20 protein-coding genes are annotated in these 26,874 nt (G+C 38.8%); 7 read left to right on the forward strand and 13 right to left on the reverse strand.

What is annotated here, in order from left to right:
* Positions 1–68 precede the first annotated feature (68 nt).
* Positions 69–716 (forward strand): DUF3386 domain-containing protein, encoded by a 648-nt coding sequence (locus VB733_RS14025; RefSeq protein WP_096615816.1) that lies wholly within the window; start codon positions 69–71, stop codon positions 714–716.
* 40 nt (positions 717–756) lie between these two features.
* On the opposite strand, the gene rsmG is transcribed toward VB733_RS14025, so the two are convergent.
* A complete protein-coding gene (gene rsmG / locus VB733_RS14030) occupies positions 757–1,482 on the reverse strand; it encodes a 16S rRNA (guanine(527)-N(7))-methyltransferase RsmG (RefSeq protein ID WP_323340747.1) in 726 nt (241 codons plus the stop codon).
* Between the two features lie 365 nt (positions 1,483–1,847).
* Here rsmG and VB733_RS14035 point away from each other — a divergent pair, with 365 nt between their 5' ends.
* Positions 1,848–2,207, forward strand: coding sequence for an SH3 domain-containing protein (locus VB733_RS14035; protein ID WP_323340678.1), 360 nt, complete (start codon positions 1,848–1,850; stop codon positions 2,205–2,207).
* 223 nt (positions 2,208–2,430) lie between these two features.
* On the opposite strand, the gene hemW is transcribed toward VB733_RS14035, so the two are convergent.
* Positions 2,431–3,618, reverse strand: a complete 1,188-nt coding sequence (hemW, locus tag VB733_RS14040) for a radical SAM family heme chaperone HemW (RefSeq protein WP_323340679.1) — start codon at positions 3,616–3,618, stop codon at positions 2,431–2,433.
* Positions 3,619–3,961: 343 nt separating this feature from the next.
* Here hemW and VB733_RS14045 point away from each other — a divergent pair, with 343 nt between their 5' ends.
* Entirely contained in the window at positions 3,962–5,041 is a 1,080-nt protein-coding gene (locus VB733_RS14045; protein ID WP_323340680.1) for a PIN/TRAM domain-containing protein, read from the forward strand.
* 122 nt (positions 5,042–5,163) lie between these two features.
* The gene (locus VB733_RS14050) at positions 5,164–5,418 is read left to right on the forward strand and encodes a SemiSWEET transporter (RefSeq protein WP_323340681.1); all 255 of its coding nucleotides are present in this window, start codon (positions 5,164–5,166) and stop codon (positions 5,416–5,418) included.
* A gap of 303 nt (positions 5,419–5,721) precedes the next feature.
* Here the strand turns inward: VB733_RS14050 and VB733_RS14055 are convergent, their stop codons facing one another.
* Positions 5,722–6,666, reverse strand: coding sequence for an alpha/beta fold hydrolase (locus VB733_RS14055; protein ID WP_323340682.1), 945 nt, complete (start codon positions 6,664–6,666; stop codon positions 5,722–5,724).
* A gap of 286 nt (positions 6,667–6,952) precedes the next feature.
* Positions 6,953–7,699, reverse strand: coding sequence for a 4'-phosphopantetheinyl transferase HetI (hetI, locus tag VB733_RS14060; protein WP_323340683.1), 747 nt, complete (start codon positions 7,697–7,699; stop codon positions 6,953–6,955).
* Between the two features lie 1,068 nt (positions 7,700–8,767).
* Here hetI and VB733_RS14065 point away from each other — a divergent pair.
* Positions 8,768–9,634, forward strand: a complete 867-nt coding sequence (locus tag VB733_RS14065) for an amino acid ABC transporter substrate-binding protein (RefSeq protein WP_323340748.1) — start codon at positions 8,768–8,770, stop codon at positions 9,632–9,634.
* Between the two features lie 335 nt (positions 9,635–9,969).
* Positions 9,970–10,890 carry a WG repeat-containing protein gene (locus VB733_RS14070; protein WP_323340684.1) on the forward strand — a complete coding sequence of 307 codons (921 nt, stop codon included), beginning with the start codon at positions 9,970–9,972 and terminating at the stop codon, positions 10,888–10,890.
* Between the two features lie 173 nt (positions 10,891–11,063).
* On the opposite strand, the gene VB733_RS14075 is transcribed toward VB733_RS14070, so the two are convergent.
* The 8 genes from VB733_RS14075 to VB733_RS14110 form a co-directional block, all read right to left on the reverse strand.
* Positions 11,064–12,464, reverse strand: a complete 1,401-nt coding sequence (locus tag VB733_RS14075; protein ID WP_323340685.1) for an amidase — start codon at positions 12,462–12,464, stop codon at positions 11,064–11,066.
* A gap of 492 nt (positions 12,465–12,956) precedes the next feature.
* A complete protein-coding gene (locus tag VB733_RS14080) occupies positions 12,957–14,897 on the reverse strand; it encodes a heavy metal translocating P-type ATPase (protein ID WP_323340686.1) in 1,941 nt (646 codons plus the stop codon).
* A gap of 155 nt (positions 14,898–15,052) precedes the next feature.
* Complete coding sequence (locus VB733_RS14085) at positions 15,053–15,496, reverse strand: hypothetical protein (protein ID WP_323340687.1); 444 nt, start codon at positions 15,494–15,496, stop codon at positions 15,053–15,055.
* 158 nt (positions 15,497–15,654) lie between these two features.
* On the reverse strand, positions 15,655–16,701 hold the full coding sequence (locus tag VB733_RS14090; protein WP_323340688.1) for an Acg family FMN-binding oxidoreductase: 1,047 nt from the start codon (positions 16,699–16,701) through the stop codon (positions 15,655–15,657).
* Positions 16,702–16,757: 56 nt separating this feature from the next.
* Positions 16,758–17,285: a universal stress protein gene (locus VB733_RS14095; protein ID WP_323340689.1), complete on the reverse strand. Its 528-nt coding sequence runs from the start codon at positions 17,283–17,285 to the stop codon at positions 16,758–16,760.
* Positions 17,286–17,427: 142 nt separating this feature from the next.
* Positions 17,428–19,863, reverse strand: a complete 2,436-nt coding sequence (ppsA, locus tag VB733_RS14100) for a phosphoenolpyruvate synthase (protein WP_323340690.1) — start codon at positions 19,861–19,863, stop codon at positions 17,428–17,430.
* A 122-nt stretch (positions 19,864–19,985) separates the two neighbouring features.
* Complete coding sequence (locus VB733_RS14105) at positions 19,986–21,710, reverse strand: cation:proton antiporter (RefSeq protein ID WP_323340691.1); 1,725 nt, start codon at positions 21,708–21,710, stop codon at positions 19,986–19,988.
* Between the two features lie 183 nt (positions 21,711–21,893).
* Entirely contained in the window at positions 21,894–22,748 is an 855-nt protein-coding gene (locus VB733_RS14110; RefSeq protein ID WP_323340692.1) for a PD-(D/E)XK nuclease family protein, read from the reverse strand.
* A gap of 638 nt (positions 22,749–23,386) precedes the next feature.
* Here VB733_RS14110 and VB733_RS14115 point away from each other — a divergent pair.
* Positions 23,387–23,662, forward strand: coding sequence for a DUF1049 domain-containing protein (locus tag VB733_RS14115; RefSeq protein WP_323340693.1), 276 nt, complete (start codon positions 23,387–23,389; stop codon positions 23,660–23,662).
* Positions 23,663–23,864: 202 nt separating this feature from the next.
* Here VB733_RS14115 and polA read toward each other — a convergent pair whose 3' ends face one another.
* A complete protein-coding gene (polA, locus tag VB733_RS14120) occupies positions 23,865–26,828 on the reverse strand; it encodes a DNA polymerase I (protein WP_323340694.1) in 2,964 nt (987 codons plus the stop codon).
* Between the last annotated feature and the right edge of the window lie 46 nt (positions 26,829–26,874).

A 26,874-nucleotide genomic window follows, 5' to 3' on the forward strand; every position in this document is an offset into this window, starting at 1 on the left:
ATTACTTCTATCCTAATAACAGAAGCAAGTAAAAAGCTAACATAAACAACGGTCTATAGGAGAATGACATGACAGCAACACAAGTATCTGCTCAGGAACTATTTCGTGCTGCCTACGAAAATCGCTATACCTGGGATCAAGATTTTCCTGGTTACACTGCGGATATTACTTATAAATATGATGGCAAAGAATACCAAGGACAGGTAAAAATTAGTGCCAATTTGAAGGCGGAAGTGCTGGGTGTCACCGACGAAGAAGCACAAAAAGCTATCCACGGGCAAGCTTGGGAAATCGCAGTTCACCGCGTCCGTCGCACTTTTGAACAAACCCACGGTGAAAACAGTTTCCGTTATGGTGCTACTGATGCTGATGGTGCTGTGGAAATCCTCATGGGTGGAAAAGCTGAAGGCGACAAATATAAACTTCGCAACAATGAAGTCAGCTTGGTTCACCGTCATATTCATGGTGTAGTTGTCACAATCAACACCTTCAGTAGCCATCAAACAGGTGAAGGTTATTTATCTCACACCTATGACTCTGTGTATCATGACCCCAAAACAGGTGAGCAAAAGGGTGGGAAGAGTGATTTTGTGGACGAATATGAAAAAGTAGGTAAATACTATATCCTCAATCGTCGCGAAATTACTACTGATGTTGATGGTAAACCTTCCGTTCAAGAGTTTATTTTCTCGAACATTAAATTAATCGAAAATTAGGTAATTGGGGATGGGAATTGTTTCCTGTCCCCTACTCAAATTAAAGCGGGCGTTGTGTGGGTACACCGACTGCACGGGGGTATTGGGCGGGGGTTGATGCAATTTTGCGTATGTGCAGGCAGTGACGAATGCTATGAGTTAGGGGTGTGGCAAATTGATCGATACATTCTATTTCACCACCCAATTCGGGTACGGCATTTGCCAAAGCGGTGTTCTCCTCATCTCTCCAAGTTCCCCGATAAATAATTGCCAAACCACCTTTTTTGATTAAAGGTAAGGCGTATTCAGCGCAAACTGTCGCAGAAGAAACAGCACGTATTAAAGCTATATTGTACTGCTGACGGTGCGATCGCAATTGTCCAATTTCTTCTGCCCTCCCAACAATGGTTTTCGCATTATCTAACTTGAGTTCTGTTAGTACTTGATCAATAAAAGTAATTTTTTTCTGAGTAGAATCGAGTAAATCAACTGTACTGTTGGCAATAGTAACTGCCGCAGGAATACCAGGAATACCGGCACCAGTACCAATATCAATTATTTTTAGGGCAGAAGATGCTAAGGCATCTTCTGCTTTTTTGTTTAACAAAACTTTAAATCCCCGTACAGAGTCCCATAAATGCTTTTCCCAAAACTCATAAGCTTCAGTAATACGGGTGAGGTTCAGTTTTTGATTCCCGGCGAGAATTAATTCGTAAAGTTGCTGAAATAATGCTTGCTCTGTGGTACTAGGTTGCCAATTCAAAGTATCTTGCCAGATATCCAGCATTTCTGGCAATACAGGAGAAGTTAATTCGTCCACTGAGTTGGAAATTGCTACAAATCTATCGTTCTCAGTTGTCACTGGGCTTAATTTCTAAAATATTTAACAAATGATTACTTAATAGATAACACGAATTATATCTGAGAGATTCACAAACTTTACCATTATTTTGCTACGACCAAAAGAAAATTCCGTATCTTTTCGCAGGTGAGATCAGATAACTTGCTCATAAATTAGAAGAACAGCAACAGAGAGCTTACTCAGAAATATCTTAAAAAAAACTCTATTTTGTTTTTGCAAATAGACATTTAAAGTCCTCTTGCTTGTATTCACTTATCACATTTTTAAACAAAATTTAGGAGATTTTGGACATGTCTAAAGTGTTGAAATTATTTATGGCAAGTGCAGTTCTTTTCGCTTCGGCTTTACCTGCGAGCGCAGCACAAACTACTGCTTACAGTCATGCTAATCCCGGTGGATATGGTGTATCTAAAGTTAGTAATGGTACATTAGTGAGCCAAGCTACTTATCTTCGAGTTTGTATTAGCAGTGGTTACCTCAATGTACGTGGGAATGCAGGGACAAGTTATGGTTCTATCGCCACACTCAGGAACAATGTTCGGGTACGCTACTTCGACTATGCAACGGGTGATGATGGTTATACATGGTATTTAGTTGGATTTGGCAGGGGTCGTGGTTGGGTACGTGCTGACTATTTGTGCAGTTCATGATCCCTCAGACTTTGGTACCACAAACTGAGACAATTTGAGAGAGATAGCGTTCATTTAAATTAATCATCAAAGCGACTTTTACCATTGGGGGTAAAGTCGTTTTTTATTAGTAATTTGGTAGAAAATATAGCAAATACTCCTCTCAATTTGCTATCAATAATTGGGGATATTAAAAGGGAGCATTCCAATTTTGCAAAAATACAATTTAACGAAGCGATATAAACTACAGTTCTGTAAATAACTGTGCTAATACGACATTAGAAAATAAAAAACCTTCTGGATCAGTCAACCGCAATCTTTGGTCTCTCATCTCGACCCAACCTTCGCTAAAATATGGCTGTAAAATCTTTAATATCTCCCTTTCCTTCTCTTCGCCAAATCCCTGTTTTATCTTCTCTAAACTTACCCCCTCCGCTAACCGTAATCCCAGCATTAACGTATCTAATAACTCCTCATCTGCTGGTGTGGCATCGCAATCAACAACAGCACCCGCTTCCACCCAAGCATAATATTCCTTAGTCTTACGAGGACGGCTAAACCGCTTACCATCAATATAACTGGCAGCACCCATCCCAAAACCGTAGTAAGGTCGATTTTCCCAATAAACTCGATTATGGCGACATTGATGACCTGTTTTGGCGTAATTAGAAATTTCGTAATGTGTGTACCCAGCACTAGTTAAAATTTGTTGTGCCATGCGATACATATCAACCGTCATTTCATCACTAGGTAAGGGCTGATCCCCTGGCTTGTAATAACGCCCGAAAGCTGTTCCTGGCTCAATAGTCAGGTCATATATTGATATATGTGTTGGCAATAAAGCGATCGCTTTCTTTAACGAATCTTGCCACATTTCTAGACTTTGTTTCGGTAAACCGGAAATTAAATCTAAACTAAATTCCGGCATATTGACTTGGCGAATCAGCTGTGCTGCGGAGTAAATATCTGCAACATGATGAGAACGACCACATATTTGCAATAATTCTTCTTGAAAAGCCTGAACTCCAAAACTAACCCTTGTCACCCCAGCATGACGATAGCCTTGGATATGTCCGAAATCAAAGGTTCCTGGATCCATTTCCATCGAAATTTCTGCATTCGCCGCAATCCCAAACCCCATTTCTAAAGCTGAGATAATCCGGTGTAATTGTTCTGTCGAGAGAAGCGAAGGAGTTCCACCACCAAAAAAAATTGTCGTTAAAGGTGGATGATGTGTTGGTGTAGGACTCCCAGAGGAACTAGCTGTGGCGATCGCAATTTCGTGACATAATACTTCAACATAATGGGCAATCACACTAGATGTTTCCCCACGCTTACTATCACCTACAACTGAAATTGGGAAATCACAATAAAAACACCGTCTCCGGCAAAATGGGATATGCACATAAGCGGAAGTTGGAGGATTAATCATTCAGAAAATAAATAAAACTTAAGTTCACAATTGTTTATCTACAAGATAATGAAAAGCTAAAGAATATAAAGAATATAGCTCTTTAGTTATAATGTTTGCAGATACAGACATATTTCAATGCCCAATAAGTAGATAGAGTGTCAGTAAAGGTGACAAAAATGACCCCATAATCGTCATTTTCAGTTAGCCAAATAGTTTCACCTCTATTTGTGCAACTAACAAAACTAAACTAGACTAAATTTAGATAAATATTTATGAAATATTTCCACCTCTAATCTGCCAATGATATAAAAAGCACTCAATATTATTGATAAATTACGGTTGCAGGAAACCAATAGATACCATGCTAGATGCCATTATTATATTCTCATTCATCCTGGCAGCTGCGGGGGTAGGGTTTTTCAGTACCGACTTACTTCCGGAAGGGACACTAAGTCGAGTATCGAATCTGGAGGCTTTACGCTTTGTTGTTGCTGCATTTGCCGCTATTATTGGCGGTGCGTTCGGACTCAGAATTCAAACAGGGTATCGACGACTGGAAGCCCAAGTCCGTGAAATGCCAGTTGAAGCCATTGTAACTCGTGCGATCGGTCTTATTGTTGGCTTGTTGCTTGCCAACTTGATGCTGGCACCTCTATTCTTACTTCCCATCCCCTCTGACTTTAGTTTCATTAAACCCCTGGTTGCAGTCGTTGGTAGCATTGTACTGGCGTACACTGGGATGAACCTCGCTGATACCCACGGACGTGGTTTGATGCGTTTCATTAATCCTACTAGCACTGTCGAATCAATGTTGGTTGAGGGAACTATTAAACCAGCTAGCACCAAAGTTTTAGATACTAGTTGCATCATTGACGGACGAATTGAAACGCTTCTAGAAACTGGATTTTTGGAAGGACAAATCATAGTACCCCAATTTGTCTTGCAGGAGTTACAGCAAGTCGCAGATGCTAGCAAAGATCAAAAACGGGTACGGGGAAGGCGGGGACTGGAAATACTCAATCGGATTAAAGAAACTTATTCCGAACGAATTATTATTAATCAATCCGATTATGATGATATCGCCACAGTTGACGCTAAATTGGTAAGATTCGCCCAAGATATTAACGGGACACTGTTAACAAATGATTACAATTTGTCTAAGGTTGCCAGCGTTCAAAAAGTACCAGTGTTGAATGTAAATGACTTGGTGAATGCAGTACGCCCCACTTACTTACCGGGCGATAATATTGATATTAAGATACTCAAGGAAGGTAAAGAACCGAGCCAAGGTATTGGTTATCTTGATGATGGCACAATGGTTGTTGTCGAAGAAGGTAGCGGTTATGTCGGTGGTGAAGTTCGAGTTGTTGTCACCAGTGCTTTACAGACTTCCGCAGGTAGAATGATTTTTGCGAAACCTCAAGCATCTGCTTTTGCTTAAGTTTTTTCTCAGGAAAATGATAGCGTCATCAATCGTTTTTAAACCGATGTAGTTCAACTACGTCGGTTAATTTATTGGCGTATTCGGATTTGCTCACTTGATGTTACAAGGGTTGTATCCATATGGACTTGATCACAATTTTAGGACTAGTAGCTGCGACTTTGACTACATTTTCCTTTGTGCCACAAATGCTAAAAACATGGCAAAGAAAATCAGCACAAGATGTTTCTTTTCTGATGCTTATCACCTTTAATTCGGGCATTTTTCTGTGGTTAATTTATGGTATTTCTCTCAATGCCTTACCGATTATTCTCGCTAATGCGATTACTTTGTTGTTTAATCTCATAATTCTTTGGCTAAAAATTAAATATAAATAAAAATCCGTAAACTGACATCTTGCACCTTGGGCGAGTTAAAAATAAATTTAACTCAGTATTCTGCGATTACTCAACTACGCTCCCGTCCGCCAGGGATTGTAAATCCCTGTCTCACAGATAAAGTCCATTCAAATGGACTACAAATAACACATAAATAGTGAGACTAATCAATCACTATAAATATGATGATTTACGTATTTACTTGTAAGGCGCAAGATTTAAGTAAACCTTTCTCCAAAATCTGGCAACACATAAAATAAGTCTCCGCGTCACCATCTGTTAATTGCTTTTGGAGAATTGGTATTACTTCGCACTCACCGAAAAAACCCATTCTTGCAAAAGTGGATTTACTTGATGAGGAACTTCATCATGTGGACAATGTCCAGCTTTGAGAAAATGCTCGGTTAATTGAGGATAATATTTGCGAAATTGCTGTGAACGTTCCGATGCATTTATCCACGGGTCTGCTTCTCCCCATAGTAACAACAACGGACAAGTTAATTGCTTTAACAAGACATCAACTTTTTCCCCTTGAGGTTTACTAGTAAATAAGGAAGCAAACACATCAAATGCACCTTCATCTTCAGATGGACGATGGATATCTTCAATTAATTGTTCGCTAATAGCGCTTTTATCTAAATAAACTTTTTCGAGGGTTTTTTTAATTACCCAACGCTGACGCATGTATTGAAAAAGAATAAACTGTGCTAACTGCTGTTTAAAAATCCACTTCACAACATCACCCAATAATTTCTGCAATAGCTCGGTTTGCTGGGGTGGTTGAATCTCACTTTGAATTCCTTCTGGTTCCGCAGTCGAATCCACTTCGCTAAATGGTCCAGCACTATTCAGTAATACTAACCCCGCAGCTGCATCGGGGCACTGTGCCGCCAGACACAAACTCGCATACCCTCCCAAAGAATTACCAACTAATACAGCCTTTTCACCAACGACTTGGGTAATAAAATCATGCAACTGATCCCGCCACAGATTACCACCATATTCTATTTTTGGTTTTTGCGATCGCCCGTAACCCAATAAGTCGATGGCATAGACTTCAAAGTCTTTTGATAACCCAGAAATATTTTTGCGCCAATGATCGGTAGATGCACCAAATCCATGTACCAAAAGCAATGGTGGACGGTGGGGATGTTTTTCTCCTGCCTTGACGTAGTGAACGTTATATCCACGCCATTGCCAATATTGACCAGGTACTGAGGTTGTGGGATGAGTTGTAGTTGCCTGCATGGTTTACACAAGATTCCAAACAAATGTTAATAAGAAGATATGTTAAGTATCCCTTAATAATTGTAAGGTAGGTGCTGAATATAGGGTGCAGGCAATAAGTACGGTTTTCCCCTTGTGATAAATATAAGGATGTATGAGATACACCCTTGATTTTTGGAATTAGGAAAAGGCAAGTTAGTGGTTTACCGAAGCAACTTTGTGGGGATAAAAATCTCCGCGTTAACCTCAACCAGTGAATTTTAACTTGGCGAACCACTGCTGTATATTTTCTTGCCTTTCCCCTAAACTAAAACTGCCAAAGTTTCAGGCTGCCGCGATTACCCGGTACAGCGATCGCAGCAATAGAATTACGTGCTGGAGAGAGTTCTAGCAAACTCCAATCTAAGGCATTTTTGATTTTGGCTGGTTCGTTATGACTGAGAATGACTTCGATTTGTTGGAGTTGAGAAATACCTGCGCCAGTGGCTTTGAGATAGGCTTCTTTGCAAGTCCAATAGCGGAAAAAGACTTCTTGTTTTTGGTTGGGAGGAAGCGACTTCATGGCAGCATATTCATTGGGGGAGAAAAACTGCTGTGCTAAAGTCACAACATCTGTGATTGGACGAATATACTCCAAATCTATCCCGATTGGACGATTTAAGCATACGGCACATAATGCCATACTTTGACAGTGGGATAGGTTAAACCACAAATTACTGGAACTAAATTTTTCGGCTAGAACTGGTTTACCAAAAGCTTCATAGGAAAACTGCAACTCCTGCGGTAACACATGCAAATATTTGCTCAATATTGTCCGGAGTATACCGCGACCGACGATAAAACGCTGCCGATGCTGTTGGAAGTATAAGCGATCGGCTCTAGCAAGTTCGTCATCGGAAAGTAAACTGACAAACTGCTGTAATTGAGACTCTGGTCTATCTAAGTCTAGCCGCCAAACATGAATTTCATCTTTTAGCAGCTTTAATTCTGCTGGCGCAGCTAGCCATTGGGAATTGCTATCTGTCACTAAGTTACGCAGTTTTGAATTTTGCATCTCTATTTTAGATTATTGACTCCCGCAGTAATTGTTAATTGTTACTAGTTAATAGTGAATTATCTATTGGAGCTTAAATCAGGTATTACCTATTAAGTACCAAGCCAAGCATCAACCATTACCCATGACTCTATTAACCATTACCCACTACCCATGAAATGAACACTTAACAACCATCACTACTCACCAACCACAAATTCAGATAAATTGCCGAAATCAGCAAACTTTCCTATGGCAATATCTGCTATTCATCTCGGACGCTTGAAAATGTTGGGCAATTTAAACATACAGAATTCAGATATTTTTCTGTATATCTACAGTTACAAAAATGCCAAATTAATAATTTGCAAACTCTGACTAATATAGGTAAAAGTAACTGTTAAATACCCATATTAATCTTGTTGAATACAGAGATTGCAAGATTTTACGCTTCCTTACGTCCTCAGAAGACTGGAGTAACTACAACCATCAAGTTATTACTAACCTCGCAGATAGAAGGAAATAGTTATCCAATAGCAATAGCACTTTTAATTTCCTATTGTAATTCTTTCTGGCAATAAGTAAACACCAAAAAAATTATAAAAATATGAAATAAAAAATATATATTGAGCAGATTTATGTAGGTAGTTTATACATTTTTATGAGAAAATATTTTTCATCAAGAAATAATTGTGGTTATTGATAAATACGACTCAGAATAATTTCATCAATTTATAATTCTGGAATAAAAACAGACATCATATTTCTACACGCCAACTATGAATTATATGGATATTGTCTTTTGTTTGCTAGATATATCATGTATGAAAAATGCATAAATCATGACGCAATTACTCCTGTCTCATGTTGAGATTATGAATAGTGCATCGCCAGTTATGTCTTGAGAAATTTTTCAGTTTAGATGGTGATAGAGCGTACATAAGTAGCAAAAATGCTGTATTTTAAACCATCATTGGAACTTCTCTCTCAAGAGCAGTATTTTGATTTTGTGCGATCGCATGGAGTTATGTTATGAAAATGCCTCAGAAAATAGCCTTTACCAAGTATTTCGTTGCCGTCCTCAGTCTTATGCTTGTAGGAGGTATCTCACAGCAAGCATTTGCGGAAACGGTAATGGCAAAGATAAAACGCACTGGAGTGCTAACTGCTGGTACCAGCAAAGACGCAATTCCATTTGCTTATACTGATAAAAAAGGTCAATCAGCTGGTTACTCTGTAGACATGTTGGTGTTAATTAAAGAGCAACTAGAAAAAGAACTTGGTAGAAAAATTCAACTGAAACTAGTCAACCTTCCCCCAGAAGAACGCATCCCCAAGATTTTGCAGCGCCAAGTTGATATTGTTTGCGATGCAAGTAGTTTTACTTGGGAACGGGATAAACAAGTTGATTTTTCAGTTAGTTATGGTGTTACAGGTACGCAAATGTTGGTGAAGAAGGAGAGCAACCTGGGAACAGCAGAATCTCTACTCGGTAAACGGATTGGGGTTTTGTCACAAACCACAAACGAAAGGGCAATCCGCCGGGTACAACCTAAAGCAAAACTAGTATATTTTAAAAACCGTAAGGAAGGATACATAGCTTTACAACAAGGAAAGATTGACGCTTTTGCATCCGACGGCATCCTGGCTGAAGGTTGGTTACAGTCGGAGAAAAATCATGATGCTTTCAAAATAGTACCCGATCGCCCGTTTTCGCGAGAAGGTATTGCATGTATGCTACCGGAAAACAATTCTAAATTTCTGAACTCTGTGAACTATGCTTTGATTGCTTTTATGCAGGGATTCATCAATGGTAATAGTCGCAATGTGGCAATTTTCGATCGTCACTTCGGTGCAAAAGGTACTGTTTTTCTCAATCAAGACTTGCGGGATTTAGCAATTGAGACAATGCAGTTGATGATTGAGTCTCATGAGGAAATCCCTGCTGGGAAATAGGAGAAGCCTAAATCTCACTGACTTGGTGTGTCAAATTTATGACTGCTGATAATATCTGGGCTTGTTGAAGAAGTCACGGATATTAGGCAGTCTGGGAACCTAGTTGATTGGCTAGATGTCTTGGTTGAAATTGAAAATTATAATCAAGCTGCATGGGGTTAACAATGACGCAACATTTTCAGAGGCTAAATCTAAAGCTAAATCTACTAATTTTATTAACGCTTTTTAGTATAACTAATCTTCTTTTTTTATATCCAAATTTAGCATCTAATTTAACGTCTAAGCTGAATGATAATAGTGGAAAAAATCAAAATAAATCTTTAACAAATACAACTTTGAATTATCAGAAAATTTCAACAAAGTTATATAGAATTACTCAAAACGGAAAATATGGATTTATTAACCAAAATGGTCAAATTATTATCCCTGCACAGTTTGATTTAGCATGGTCTTTTGTAGATGGATTGGCGCAGGTAAAAGTTGGTAATAAATATGGTTATATTGACACTACAGGAAAGAGAGTAATTACCCCAAAATATCCTTTGTCTTATGCTTTTGCTAATGGTTTAGCCTTAGTAATGATTGATAATAAATATGGTTTTATTAACTCATTTGGTAAAGTAGTTATTCCACCAAGGTTTGATGGAGCTTTGGCTTTTAAAAATGGCTTGGCAGCAGTTCAAATTCAGGAAAAATGGGGCTACATCGATTACTTAGGGAAAATAGTTATCCAGCCACAGTTTGCAGCAGCCTTACATTTTTATGAGGGACTTGCTGCCGTGCAAATTAATGACAAATGGGGATATATTAATGTTGATGGCAAAGTAGTCATTTTGCCTAAATTTGAAAGTACATTCAGATTTTCTCAAGGATTAGCGGCAGTCCAAATTGGTGATAAATATGGTTTTATCAATCAGTTGGGTAAATTTGTCATTAAGCCAAATTTTGATGATGCAGAGGACTTTGTCGAGGGTTTGGCGGCAGTACAAATTAGGGAAAAATGGGGCTTTATCAATACCAATGGAGAAATGGTAATTCCAGCACAATATAATCGGACTATGAGTTTTTCCCAAGGATTAGCGGCTGTGAAGGTAAATGCTAAATATGGTTTTATCGATAAAACTGGAAAAATGATGATTCCGCCACAGTTTGATTTGACTTTGGGTTTTCAGGATGATTTAGCATTAGTATATGCTGTTGGTGGTGCGGGTTATATTGATAGAAGGGGAAAATATATTTGGAATCCCACAAATTAGGAATCATATAAAAATAAGTAGTGCAAGCGTCTCGCTTGCTATTTTCCAAAGGTGGGCAAGACTTCGACATGAGCGCGGCTCGACTGAAGGCTGCTCATACTACTTGTTCAATTTATTCTTACACGAATAGTTAGACATGACTGTATTTCATAGTTGGCAACAAATAGCTATTATCAATGAAGCAAATTCGGTAATTTATTCACCCAAGGTTTCACCATTTCCAGTTGGGCGGCAAGACTAATTAAAGTCGATTCCGCAGCAGCTTTGCCAACAAATTGGACACTCATTGGTAAACCTAATTGATCAAAACCGACTGGTAAAGCAATCGCCGGCAGTCCTGTTGCATTGGCTAAGGCACAGGGTGCAATCCATTGAATAATATTTTCAAATATATCTTCTGGGCTTAAATGAGACCACTCGCCCACACGAATCGGAGAATGCAGATATACTGGTAATAACAACAGATCAAAATCATTAAAAAAGTTAGCGATTTGTCGCGATAAAATTTGCATTTGGGCAACTGCCTTGACGTATTCAGTAGCAGTTATATTTTTTGAGATTAACCAACGATTCATTGGTTGCAGACTTTCTAAAGGTACATCCGATGCTGCAATTCCAGTTCGCCAAATGGTTTGAAATGGTTCGACTAAACCCCGAATATCAGGACATTTTTCCGTGGTTGTATGTCCCAATTCTTGCAGTAATTGGACTGTTTGTAATACAGCTTGTTGGGAAGTTGTATCTGCGATCGCGATCGCCTGAATACTAGTAGCATAAGCTACTCTTAGCCTACCGGGTTTTTGCCGACTTGCCGAGAGAAATGATAATTCTGGTTTCGGCAATGTGTAAGTATCACCTGGTATATTCCCCGACATGACATCCAGAAGTGCCGCAGCATCAGCCACAGTCCGGGCGATCGGTCCATTTGTCGCCAGTCCCCCAAAGCGATCGCCTGCGGGTGCTGGGGAGATTCTACCGCGTGCTGGTTTGATGCCAAATAAGCCGCAACAGGCAGCAGGTACACGTATTGAGCCACCACCATCGGATGCTTGAGCAATGGGAGACATGCCTGCTGCTACCGCCGCCGCCGCTCCTCCACTGGAACCACCGGAGGTATATTCTGGATTCCACGGGTTTCGGGAGGGAGGGAAACAAGTTGGTTCTGTGTAGGGGAAAGAACCTAGTTCTGATGTAGCAGTTTTACCAAGAATAATAAATCCGGCTTCGCGAATTTTAGTGACAACGACATCTTCATACTCAGGGATATACTTAACTAAGGCTGCTGTTCCATAGCTACAGGGGACACCGAGAACGGGATTTAAATCTTTGATGGAAATGGGTACACCAAAAAAAGGTGGTAATTCTGTCGGATTTGTTGCCAGTAGTGCAGTTTTGGCTTTTGCGTCGTTTATGGCTTGCTCGGCGGCAACGGTAAAATAAGCGCCGAATTGGGGATTGAGATGGGATATCCGTTCTAAGTATAATTCTACTAAATCTAACGGCGAAATCTCGCGATCGCGAATTAATTCTGCCAATTTCAAGGCTGGGGTAAAAGCTAAATCAAATGCATTCATTGTTACTTTATAGTCACGAGCAAGCCCTGGTGACTTTACTTAAAAAATATACTGACTTGTGTAAGACTCCTATTTTATGCCAAGTTGATTATTTGCAAACCTATACTCAATAGGAATTTTTGAGTGATATTTGCGTACAGTAAAGTATCATATCATGTCTGGATACGGAGATAGGGAGACGCGGAGATGGGGAGATGGGGAGACGCGGAGATGGGGAGATACGGAGATAGGGAGACGCGGAGATGGGGAGATGGGGAGATAAGGAGATGGGGAGATAAGGAGATGGGGAGATAAGGAGACAGTTTAATCGTCAGTGATTAACAGACTTAATATTGCTAACAAGGGCGGAAATAAAGCTACCATCTAAAAATGGTTGAAAAGCTGATAAAATTCTCTTTCTTTTGCCTTCTTACAAAGTTAGACGTGACGAAAGCCGACACCGTCTACTTTGCGCTTTTGCCTTGTGCCTCCTGCCTTTTTACTTTCTTTTCACTATTGTCGCAATAGGCGTAATCCGTTTAATGTAACTAATATTGTCGAACCTTCATGTCCAATCACTCCAATTGGTAAAGTTAAATTGGTAGCGAAGTTGGCGATTAGTAAAACAACGATAAAACTAAGAGCAAAGGTAATATTTTGCTTGATAATTTTTAAAGTGCGATCGCCTAATTTTATTGCTGTGGTAATTTTAGCCAAATTGTCTGACATTAGGACTATATCTGCTGTTTCCAAAGCGATATCGTTGCCAGCAATACCCATGGCAATGCCGACTGTTGCGGTAGCTAGTGCGGGCGCATCGTTAATGCCATCACCAACCATTGTCACGTTGCCATATTCTTTTTTCAACTGTTTAATAATGCTAACTTTATCTTCCGGCAATAATTCGGCATAAACTTCTGTAATTCCTAACTTTTGAGCAATATTTTGGGCAGCGAGTTGATTATCCCCTGTTAGCATAATCACTTTTTGTATCCCCATTTTTTGCAATTTTTGGATTAAAAATCTAGCTTCTTCACGAATGCTATCTGCAACTGTAATTAATCCTAATATTTTTCCGGCTTGGGCTACCCAAATGATAGTTTTTTCGCTGGCTGCTAATTCTTGACTTAATTGAATTAAGGATTGAGGAATTTCGCCCACTTCCTGCTGAATCAAACCAGTTTTTCCCAAGATAATTTTTTGATTGTCGATTTCCGCAGTAATCCCAAATCCAGCTAAGGCTTGAACATTATTAGCTGTGGGTAATGTCAGATTGCGGATTTCGGCAAAATTGACTACTGCTTTCCCAATGGGATGTTCAGAAAATAATTCCACTGCGGCGGCGATTTGCAAAACTTGAATTTCCGAACAACCAGATACAGGGATAATCTCAACCACTTCCGGCTTCCCTGTAGTCAGAGTACCAGTTTTATCAAATGCGATCGCATTTACTTTCCCTATTCTTTCCAAATGGGAACCACTTTTGAATAAAATTCCTTGTCTAGCACCATTGGCAATTCCCGATAGCAATGTTGGCATGATTGCAGCCATGAGAGCGCAGGGAGATGCCACAACGAGAAAAATGAGAGCTTTGTAAATCGTCGTTTCCCAATCCCAATTTAAAATAAACGGCGGTAAAGTTGCCAAAATTACGCCAACAAACACAATCACCTTCGCATAACTCCGCTCAAACCTTTCCAAAAATAACTGTGATGGCGGTGCTTCGGTTTGTGCTTGCAAAACCTGTTTCACAATCCTCTGAATTAAACTAGATTCGGGTGGTTGATGTACCCGCAATTTCAAGGCTCCATTCCCATTAATTGTCCCACCAAAAACTTCATCACCAATTGTTTTTTCTATAGGTAAAGATTCACCTGTAATTGCGGATTGATTAATGCTACTAAATCCATCAGTAATAATACAGTCACAAGGAATCATTTCTCCAGGTTTGACAATTACCAGTGAACCAACCAGTAATTTATTAATACTAACTTCTCGTTCTTCCCCACATACCAATATCCTCGCCGTATCGGGGGTAAGACTCATCAAACTGCGAATTGCATTTTCAGTGCGTTGCATTGCATAACCCTCCAATGCACCACTAACCGCAAAAATGAGAATTAACACTCCACCATCAACAATTAAATAATATTCCCGTCGCCACAAACCCAAAATAGCAGCACCCAGAGCCGCAACAATCATTAATAAATCAACATCAAGCTCCTTTTCTTCCCAGAGTGTTGTCAACCCTTCCTTAGCGCTCCCATATCCACCAATCACATAAGCAACCGGAAGTAAAAACAAAGCCAGGGAAATCCAATTTAAGTGCAGCGCCAACCAACCCACAACCACAAAGATGGCACATACAATAGCCGCAATAGCGTCGGGATGTTCTTGAAGTAGGGTTTTGAGTTGGGTTTTATAGTTCCTAGTTGATGCCAATGGTAAATCCATAGAAGTCAATCATCTCAACTTCTTCAGCCTAAACCTTAACATCAATGTTAATGTCAATCTATTAAGTACATAGTGACAATTAAAACTAATCAAGTGACTGTAGGGGAAAAATCACGTTCTCTCCCAAAGAATACCCAAAAAAATATCCAAAATTTTTAACTCCCTTGAATATGTAATTGTTTTTTGTGCATTCCTTCCCGTATCCATTGGTATGAAACAATATTTAATAACAAACCAATCAAAAATAAAATCAACATCAAAGTAATTTGTGACCAAATAATTGGTTTGACATTTAAATCCATAGCTAAGTGAATGAAATTCATCACAGAATAGATAATAGTCAAGCAAAAGTGAGTAAATCTGTAGCTTCGGGAATTAGTAAAGTTAGTGGCAATAATTGCCAAGATTGGCAGAACAAAAAAAAGTAACATTAACCACAAAATAGATGATATATCCTTGAAATCATGAGCATGTAAATTAGGATGAGCAACGCTTAAACCGTGGAATAGTGGCATTAAACCTAATTGAGTATGGAACAAAGTTCCCAAGAGAAAAACATTCCACAGCGAGGTAATTTTTTGCTGATAGTTGTTAGACATATTCAAAACCTTCTTTGATACAAAATTTTATAAAAAATGTTGCTTTTCCTGTTGATATTCTTGGTAGAAATAAATGATTGTATAGGCAATAATGCCGAAAATAGGAACTAAAGCGAAGAAAAACCTCAGGCGTGGAAATATAACACCAATTCCAGAGATTAAACCAGCAAGCTTGAACTCATAACCTCATCAACAGAGCGTCTCGGCGTTGGTTTTACTTCCACACCAAAACCCAAACGCAAAATAATTTGTGGATAGGCACAACAATCGAGCAACTGGCTTAATTGACTGCGTAATTCTGGTACTTGAATTGGCTGATTTAAAAAAGATGTAGATAACCCAACTACTTGTCCCCGCAGCAATACCCGTTCTAATGCTTGTCCGATTGCTAACCAGTCACTAGGTGTATCTGTTTCAGTCGCTAAAACGATAATTGCCGGAGAATTTTCTAGTAATTTGCGACTATGTTCGGCAACAGAATCACCCATATTAATATTTCGTAAAACAAGAGCAAATAAGGGAGTCGTAAAATCAAAGTATTCGTCTATACCATGAGCGTAGACAGGAATACCATCATGACTCTTACTATTACTAGGACGCATCCATGTAGCTAATTCACTGCGGTAATTTGCATCAGCCATTTGTAAATGGTCGGCTTCTGCAACTAAGTCAGTAATAGTACGACGAACTGTGCCGTTTTTGACTACATGTAAATATCCACCCTCTTGTGAAGCATCTTTCTGTAACCATTTGAAAAATGTTTCTGGAATATCCCAATCTTGGTAATCATGTCTGTTGGTATGTCGCCGGGGAATTGCCCGGAATAGCAAATCGTCATCAGTGCTAGGTTGTAGATGCTCGCCTAATTCGATACAAGCTAATAAATCAGGTTTTTCGGGTTCTGGAAAAGTGGTGATTTTTTCCATGTAACCAAAATGACGTATAGCCATACGTAAGTTAAATAAAGCAGCACCACAACTAATAATTAGCTCTCGCCCTTGGGGATCAGCAATTGGTAACAGACGAGTTCTGTCAGCATAGAGATAAATGGCATTAGCAGTAATTTGGAAACGCCAGGGTTGAGTATTATGACTAGAAGGTGCAAGTATGGCATAGTTCAGAAGAAACTTCAGTTTTGCTGCTGTGGTTGCTGTTTGTGGAAAATCTTTTGCTTTTACATCCCAAATACCATTGATTTCAGTCATTACAGTCACCTCTGGAATTAGTTATCAGTGAGCGATCGCAACTTCAAAACACAAATTTAAAATGAGGTTGTTTCTAATTTTTCTACTTCTTCTGCTTTGACAATATTTTTTCCTTGTACAGTCAGAACAGAACAAGGTGCATGGTGCAAAACATAATTGCTCACACTACCCAAGAAAAATTCATTTAAACCACTACGACCACGACGACCAATAATTATTAAATCAGCGTTCCAATTACTCGCAAGTTCACAAATTGTTCTGCCTGGATCGCCTAAATTTTGGGTTATTTCTGTAGGGACTCCCAATTTATTAGCTTCATCGCCAAGCATATTTAAATACTTCAATCCTTCCTCTTTTAATTCTTCCCATACTCCCATGTAATATTCAATATTATTGGCATTAAAAGTGGGATAGTAGCTGCTCGAATAAGCTCCAGATGAAGTCAGATAAGATTCATCAAATGGAGATAAAACATGAACCAACATTAAATTTGCATTTGTCTCTTTGGCTAAATTTACTGCTTCATCAAATACTTTTGTACTCACTGGAGAGTTATCAACTGCAACTAAGATTTTGTGAAACATAATTATTACCTCTGTTATTTTTTATGTATTATGTAGAGGCATTAAATTGAAGATTTATTTAGCTTTAATTAATGTCTCTACAATTATTGGCGTTACTAGCGATCGAGTTGAAGAGAGACGAATTTTAAATCAACTCTAACTCCTAATTCTCCTCTGCTGCGGCAATCTCTAACAACGTCTTCAACACAGAATCAGGGTTAAGACTAATAGAATCAATACCTTCTTGAACAAGGAAACGGGCAAATTCTGGATAGTCGCTAGGTGCTTGTCCACAAATACCAATTTTACGTCCATATTCTTTGGCGGTGTGAATAGCTTGAGCAATAGTGCGTTTGACAGCTTCATCACGTTCGTCGAATAAATGTGCAACTAATTCTGAATCTCGATCCAATCCTAAAGTCAATTGAGTCAAATCATTAGAACCAATTGAAAAACCATCAAAAACTTCGCTAAATTTATCTGCAAGTTGCACATTACTCGGCAATTCACACATGACATAAACTTCTAAATTATTCTCTCCCCTCACTAATCCATGTTTTGCCATTTCTGCGAGGACTCGTTTACCTTCTTGGGGGGTTCGACAAAATGGCACCATTAAAATGACATTAGTTAAACCCATATCATCACGGACTTTTTTCATCGCTTGACATTCTAAAGCAAAGCCTTCACGATATCTTTCATCGTAGTAACGTGATGCACCTCGCCAGCCAATCATTGGGTTTTCTTCGGTTGGTTCAAATTGTTTTCCGCCCAAGAGATTGGCATATTCATTACTCTTGAAATCACTGAGACGGACAATTACTGGTTTGGGATAAAATGCGGCGGCAATTGTGCTAATACCTTGGGCAAGTTTATCGACAAAAAACTCAGTTTTATCTTCGTATTGTGGTGTTAATTCGGCAATTTTGTATTTCGCAAGTTCGTCTTCTAACTCGTCAAAATGTATTAACGCTAAGGGATGGGCTTTAATATGATTAGCAATAATAAACTCCATTCTTGCCAATCCCACACCATCATTAGGCATTGCACTTAAACCAAATGCTTCTTCAGGATTACCCACATTCATCATGATTTTTGTGCGGGTGCGGGGCAGTTTTTCTAAGGGAATTTCTTGCACTTCATAATCTAACAATCCACGATAGATATTGCCAGTTTCCCCTTCTGCACAAGATACTGTAATCTCATCCCCAGTTTTAATTAATTTGGTCGCATTTCCACAACCAACTATTGCCGGAATACCCATTTCTCTAGCGATAATTGCCGCATGACAGACACGACCTCCCGTATTTGTCACAATTGCGCTCGCTCTTTTCATAATAGGTTCCCAGTCCGGGTCTGTACGGTTAGTTACTAATACTTCTCCCGGTTGAAATTGGTTAATTTGATGCACATCTAAAATTACTCTGGCTTTGCCATGTCCAATCATTTCTCCCACCGCGCGTCCAGAGATGATTACGTCACTTTTAGCTTTTAAGTGATAGGAACGCAACAGATTTTTGGCTTTTTGCGACTGTACTGTTTCCGGTCGGGCTTGAACAATAAATAATTGATTACTAATCCCATCTTTTGCCCATTCAATATCCATAGGAGTATGAATACCACGCACTTGAGAATAGTGTTCCTCAATTAAACAAGTCCAACGTGCCAATTCAATAATTTCCGCATCAGTAAGGGCAAATAAAGTGCGATCGCACTCTGGAACCGTGACATTTTTAGTTTGTTTAGAACCTCCCATGTCATAAATCATTTTGATTTCTTTGGTTCCCAAACGTTTACTTAAAATTGGGCTATATCCCTGTTTTAATGTAGGTTTAAAGACCAAATATTCATCAGGATTGACTGCACCCTGAACAACATTTTCACCCAAACCGTAGGCAGCAGTAATCAATGCCGCATCTTTAAATCCTGTCTCGGTATCAATGGAGAACATCACACCCGATGCTGCTAAATCGGATCGCACCATTTTTTGGACACCGACGGAAAGGGCAATACTAAAATGGTCGAACCCTTTGATTTGACGGTAGGAAATTGCCCGGTCTGTAAAAATTGATGCAAAACATTTATGACAAGCTTCGAGAACTCCTGGTAAACCGTGGACATTGAGGTAAGTTTCTTGTTGTCCAGCAAAACTAGCATCTGGTAAATCTTCCGCCGTAGCGCTGGAACGAACTGCGACATCAGTGTCAGTTCCATATTCCTCACACAATTGTTTGTATGCTTGAGTGATGGCATCTTCCAATGGCTGTGGAAATGGGGTTTGCAACATTAATGATCGGGCTTTTTGACCCCGTTGACGCAAATTATCCATGTTTTCCACATCTAAATCGGCAAACACTTCCCGGAGTTGCTTTTCTAAACCAGCAGCTTCAATAAAGTAGCGATAAGCACGAGCAGTTGTAGCAAAACCAGTGGGAACTCGTACACCCTTAGGTGTTAACTGCTGAATCATTTCTCCCAGTGAAGCGTTTTTACCACCGACAAGGGGAATATCTACAATCCCGACTGCTGCAAATGGTAGTACCAACGCTTGTTCTCTTGCATCCTGGTTGATTTGTGGATTTACGAATGTTTCCAGCATGGGAAAAATTTCCTTCTACGGATTGAGTGACTGCTGCTTAAGAGAGGTTTTGATTTTGATCTGGCGCTCTTAAGTCTCACACTTTTGTTATACGCAGATAATTTGAGGAAATTGTGAGGATACTATTCTCGTTCTGGTCGAATACTTCGGTATTTGTCAGCGCGAATGTCAGCAATTACACTGTAGATATGATGCTCGACTGCCCCTAAAGTTTTCAGGAGATGCGCCCCCAGTTCCAAGGCTGCTTCAAATTCCGGTTGGACGACTTCCTTCGCCCCCATTTGCGTCAGTACATCTATTTCGTGATTATGGTGCGATCGCGCGATAATATCTAATTTTGGTGCAATTCTTAATGCTCTTTGCAAAAGTAAGCGAGCGCTAGCAGGATCGGGTAGTGCAATGGTTAAAGCTTTTGCGGTTTCTAAATAGCTTTTTTCTAGGACTAATTCGGAATCTGCATCACCAAAAATATAGGGAATTTCTTGTATTCTCAATCTTTGAATTGCAGCTTCACTATTTTCGATGACTAAAATTGGATATCCTTGATTTTGGAGAATTTTGACGATGATTTGCCCGACTCTGCCATAACCAGCAACTACTACATGACCACTCATATTTTCGGGGATGGATAGTAGTTTTGGTTCGGTAAAATTCCGCAAATATTTGTTCAGAAAATCTATGTCGTTTAATTTGTTGATTAAGTGAGGAGCAATATTTAGACAGATGGGAGTAAGTACAAGGGTAATTGCGGTTGTTCCCAATAGTAGTAAATAGGTTTTTTCGGGAATTAACCCGTCCTGTAAACCTTCTAAAGCCAAGACAAAGGAGAATTCTCCAATTTGATTAATACCTAGACAAGTAATCATTGCCGTTTTCAATGAATAGCCAAACCTCAGAATTATCGGCAAGATGATAATTGCTTTCCCGAACATTACTAATGTTACTAAACCGAGAATTACACCAAAGTTTTGCATTAAAATGGCTGGATTTATCAGCATACCAATTGATGCAAAAAAAAGACAGGAAAAAGTATCTCTTAAAGGTAAAATTTTGGCTAGTGCATGGTCTGAATAGTCAATCTCGGAAATCATTAAACCGGCGACAAATGCACCCATTTCAATTGATAAACTCAGATAATTGGTGATTAAGGCAACGCCTAAACAGATAGCAATTACCGTGATGAGAAATAATTCTGTATTTTCAGTTGCCGCAACCTGCTTAATTAAGTTAGGTACAATCCAGCGACCAAATACTAGAGCAAATATGAGAAAAACCAAAACTTTTAATAATGCAATACTTATGGCTAAAAGAAGAGTTTTCGGTTCTTTCAGAGCGGGTAAAAATGCCAGCATCAATCCCAATGCTAAATCTTGAGCTATCAGAATTGCGAGCATTACTTGACCGTGGATTGTATTTGTTTCTCCCCGCTCTGCCAAACTTTTAAGGACAACCGCCGTTGAAGATAGGGAAAGGGTTAATCCTAAAAAACTACCTTGAATTATGCCATTAACCCACCCTAACAGAATAGTCACAATGGCAACCACAGCAGCAGTCAAACCAATTTGTAACAAACTACCTTTGAAGGCAATATCTTTAACCCGCTTGAGTTCTGCTAAAGAAAATTCGACTCCAAGTGCAAATAATAAAAAAGCTACACCAATCGTCGCCAGAGATTGAATTCGGGTAATATCGTTGAGAAGCTTGAAACCGAAAGGTCCAATCATCATGCCACTGAGTATATAACCAAGCAAAACGGGTTGACGCGATTTGGTAGCTAAATATCCTCCAAAAGCTGATGTTCCCAAAACAGTGGTAAAATCCCCAATTAAGCCATACTCTGCTGACATTTTTTTAGTTTGATAAATTAGTCATCTTTACTTTAAATCAAAGCTTCTACATTTTGCCGCAAAGTATATATTTTGAATCTGGGAAAACAAAGATATACAAAAGATATAAAAAGGTTCAACTATGGAAATACGGTTTGATTTAACGTGAACACAAGATTGAATATTTAGTTTATCAACGGTCTTCTATTCGTGCTTATCCACACTACAATTCGAGAATTGACAAATTGTTCTAAATGCACAAAAACGACAATGATGACCAGGATTTGGGGGGAAAATACTACTAAATTTTTGAGCTTGTTTATGAAAAAGATACATATCTTGCTGATGTTTTTGAGCAATATCAGCTAGCTCAGTTTCAACATGATCTAGTTCACTATTAGAAATAACAATTAACTCTGATTTTTTACCTAATTCTAAATTATAAAAAGATGCGACAGCTTGATATTCAGGATATAGATAACGAACTGCTAGCAAGTAGACTAAAGCTTGGCGTAAGTCGAATGGAGACTTCCCAGTTTTAAAATCTAAAATGTGTAAAGTACGTACATGGGACATTGATGTAAATGTCACATCCTGTTCGATGAAAATACAATCCATCGAAGCATACAAGCGAAAATTATAATTTTCTTTTTCAATCGCGATCGCTTTGGGAAAACCTTCATCACCCCGCGTCAATAGTAAAATCCGTTTATCGGAAAGCATTGGGGATGAGTGGTAGTTCCTCAAAATTTGCAGCACTCGTTGTTGAACTTCTTCGCTGTTTTCCCTTAACTTTAATAACTCTGCAACTTTTTCTACCCCATTATCTGCTTTCAACAGCCTAGGATTGTAATGAAACTCGTATACTCCTTTTTGTGCCAACAACCCAATGCGTTGTGATGCACTCACATTTTTGAGCAGCGCTTGCACTTGTGGTTCGTGTTGACGCGCCTTAATAAATCCCCTTCGCATCTGGCAATGCCAGCGTTGTTGTGCTGCTGCTGGGGTGACTAAACTCCAAAGATGATAACTGGCGAATGGTCGCTCAGGGGTTGACATTGTTCCGGGTTAGTGGTATTGAATACGAGTTTTAAAATTATCTGAAAATTAGCCGAGTTTAAAGATATTGACAAAATCCAGCATCAAGGGAATGAAATTTGATGCAGATTAAAACTAGATAAGTATTTATACTCTGAACTATTTGTTTTTGGCTGGTAATTTGGGATTTTCAAAGGACAAATTGGGAAAAAACATCACTCCTGAATCGTTTAAACAGCTCACCACTACGCATTAATTAAAAAGTTCCAATTCAACCATGCACGGTATATATGGGGATTAGTTTTACTACAACAGTAAAACCTTGTTTTAATAGCTATTTTATACAGCTTATACTGGTGAGAGCTTAATTGTGGTTACTTCTTATACTCAAATTTGAGTTGAAAGCACCAGAGAATGGAAATTCTATGACTCCAGAATTTACTGAATACTCAGCTATATATATTGTGACAAATGTAAAAGATATATTTGGATACCAATTTTCCACTTCTCAAACTGGCTTCAATATTTGATTTGTCGATATATTACTCTACATTCTTGTTTTGTCAGCTATTACTAGTATGGTATCTGCTGATTTTGAAGCTAAAATCTCTAATAGAGAATTCTCAAAAATTTACAAAAAGTTAAATATCTTAATAAAAATGAAAACGATCGCGAGCCTATTGACATCACTAGTTATAGCTTTTTGGGTAGTGGTAATTGCGATTATCGCGATGAAAAATGGTGAACCAGTATCTTTAAGGTTTCTCTCTTACCAATCAATCCAAATACCCTTTGGTTTTATTTTGGCGTTGAGTGTGGGTATTGGGATAATTAGCACGACTATTTTAAAAACTCTGGGGAATATTGTCGGTTCGGGAGAGAATAATTCCCAATTAGATGAGGAGCCAGAATTTTTCTCTGAAGATGATTTTTAAGCTTTTTAAGCTGTAATCAGGCTTTATTTTTTCCCGCTACCAGAATGCAGCCAATCACAAACAGCGTCAAAGTGACATAACTAAATACAGTTAACCATTCCAGCGAGCGATCGTAAAGCATCATCAAAATCCTGTTTTCAAGTTATTGCCAGTTGTGTTCGATTGTGGTGGTTCAGATTTCCTGAGAATGATTCCGCAAGGCTTATTTTGTCTCCATCCAATTATCACCAGCATGGGCTTCAACTAATAAAGGCACTCGCAGGCTGACTGCATTTTCCATTACCGACTTAATTTTTACTCGTAATTCTTCCCATTCTTGGGGTGGAACCTCAAAAACTAATTCGTCATGGACTTGTAACAATAATCTTGCTTGGTAATTTTGCAAAACTTCTTGCATTCGCACCATAGCAATTTTGATAATATCAGCACTAGAACCCTGAATTGGTGCATTAGCAGCCGCACGAAGTAAGCCAGAGTCGTAAGCACCAAGATTTTTTAGTTTCGTCAAATCAATATCTTCGGGATTAGTACCTTTTAACTTTCTGAGACTTTCACCTGTAAAATCAAAATAGCGACGACGACCTAAAATTGTTTCGACATATCCATTTGTAATCGCTTGCTTTTTCACAGTTTCCAAATATTCAAAAACTCTGGGATAGCGTGTATAAAAACGCTTAATAAACTGATTTGCTAAAGTTTTATCAACACCAGTGGAACGTGAAAACTTCAAGAAACCCATACCATAGATTACGCCAAAATTAATTGTTTTTGCAACCCGGCGATCGCTATCAGAAATATCATCTTTTTCAAACATTAATCTGGCGGTGACTGTATGAATATCTTCGTTGTTTTGATAGGCTTCGAGCAAAATTGGTTCTTCACTTAAATGTGCCAAAATCCGCAATTCTATTTGTGAATAATCGGCAGCTACCATTAACCATCCAGATTCGGGTAGAAATGCTTTGCGAATTTGGCGGCTAAATGCAGTCCGAATGGGAATATTTTGTAAATTGGGGTTCGATGAGGATAAACGTCCAGTTGATGTTGCGGTTTGATTAAAATCTGTATGCACACGCTGAGTATCTGGACGTACTAATTTTGGCAATGCATCGACATAGGTAGATTTTAATTTGGAAAGGGTGCGATATTCTGTAATTGCGTCAATAATTCCAGTTTTATCAACTTCACCTAAACGTTCTAGAGTGCCTGCATCTGTAGAGTATCCAGTTTGAATTTTGCGGGAATATTTAGTGCTTAAACCCAGCTTTTCAAACAGTATTTGACTCAGTTTTTTCGGTGAACCTAAATTAAATTTCTCGTCAGCAATTTCATAAACTTGCTGTTCATATTTAGCTAAATCAGTTTCTAGGATTTGGGAAAGTTCCTTGAGGTAAGCAGTATCGATACGGATTCCTAGATATTCCATCTCGGCTAAAACAGGTTCGAGTGGTTGTTCAACTTCCAAAAGGAGTTTTAAGGAAATCGCATTTTTTTCCAGTTCTTCACGCAGTTTAACGACTAATTGAAATGTTGCATGAACCTGCAAGCAACAGTAATAAGCAACTTTGTGAATATCAATATCACCAATAGTTTTACCTTTGGGAACTAAATCTTGATAACTAGTTAAAAATATACCCAAATATCGTTCAGTAATTGCATTTAAATTATGGCTATAATCGGGATTTAAAATATAACTAGCTAGCATGGGATCAAATACAACCCCAGCGAGATTAACTCCTTGACATTTAAAAATCAAACGGTCAAATTTTGCATTTTGGAAAGTTTTGGGATATTTATCACTTTCCAATATTGGTTTGAGTTTTGCTAGTGTTGTGGCTAAATCTAAATTTTCCCCTTGGCTATGATTCAGAGGAATATAAGCAACTTCATCCGCTTTTGTACCCCAGCAACAACCAATACCTACTAACTGAGCATCACGAGGTTCTAAATCACTAGTTTCTGTATCCCAAGCGACTGGTATTTGCGGGTTCGTGTGTTCTTTTAATATTTTAATTAAGTCATTTAATTTTGCTTCATTATCAATAATACGTGGTTGAATATTAGCTGTAGATTGGTGTTGTTGTGATGCATCGCTATCTTCTGCACTCCAAAACCATAAATCAAAATCGTTACTGGAATTGAGAGGAGAAACAACATTATTCGAGCTTTGAGTAGTTTGATTAGCTGTATTAGCAGAGGAAATATAGGAAATATCAGTTGTAGCAACACCACCAAGACGTTCTTGAATTTGATTGATTTTGCCAAGAAACGAATTAAATTCTAATTTTTCGAGAATGGGTGTGAGGTTATTTGTATCAAAACCTTTTAATCGACAATCTTCAAGATTTACTTCCAGAGGTACATCTTGAACAATAGTCGCCAAATAACGAGATTTTTCTGCATCTTCTTTGCCATCTGTCAATTTTTTCAAAGTTGCGCCTTTCATCTCACTTAATGAAGCGTAAATTCGATCAAGGGAACCATAGGTATTTAACAGTTGAACTGCGGTTTTATCGCCAATTCCCTTCACACCAGGAATATTATCAGAACTGTCACCACAAAGGGCTTTATAGTCAATAACTTGCGAAGGCAAAACTCCCAGCTTTTCCTTAACTTCCGCTTCTCCAAACTCCGGTAAACCAGAAGTCGATCGCTGTAATGATTCTTTACTTAAATAGAGAACCTTGATATCTTTTTCTGTGTCAACTAATTGAAATAAATCTCTATCTCCAGTGAGAATTTTCACCCGATAACCAGCATTTGTAGCCCTTTGTGACAAGGTTCCCAAAATATCATCTGCTTCATAACCTGGAGCCGTCAACACTTTGAGATTAAGTGCATCTAATAATTCCTGTAAATTCTGCAAATCGGGAATAAAGTCCTCAGGGGTTCCCGGACGATCGCCTTTATAGGTATCATCAGCTTCATGGCGGAAAGTAGGTAAACCCAAATCAAAGGCAATGGCGATATTGCTGGGTTGTTCCTTGGCGATTACCTCCAACAGCGATTTGAGAAAGCCAAAACAAACACTGGTGGGGATACCAGACTTGGTACGCAAGCCTTTGTCACGTCCCTTCGCGAAAGCAAAATAAGAACGAAATGCCAGCGAATGTCCATCAATCAGAATGAACGTTGGTTTTTGTGGGGTAGAAGATGCAGAAGTCAACAGATTTTAGGCTTGTTTGTGTATCGGACATCCCTTATTGTATCTA

Origin of the sequence: Calothrix sp. UHCC 0171, assembly GCF_034931845.1 — a bacterium.
Lineage (GTDB): Bacteria > Cyanobacteriota > Cyanobacteriia > Cyanobacteriales > Nostocaceae > Brunnivagina.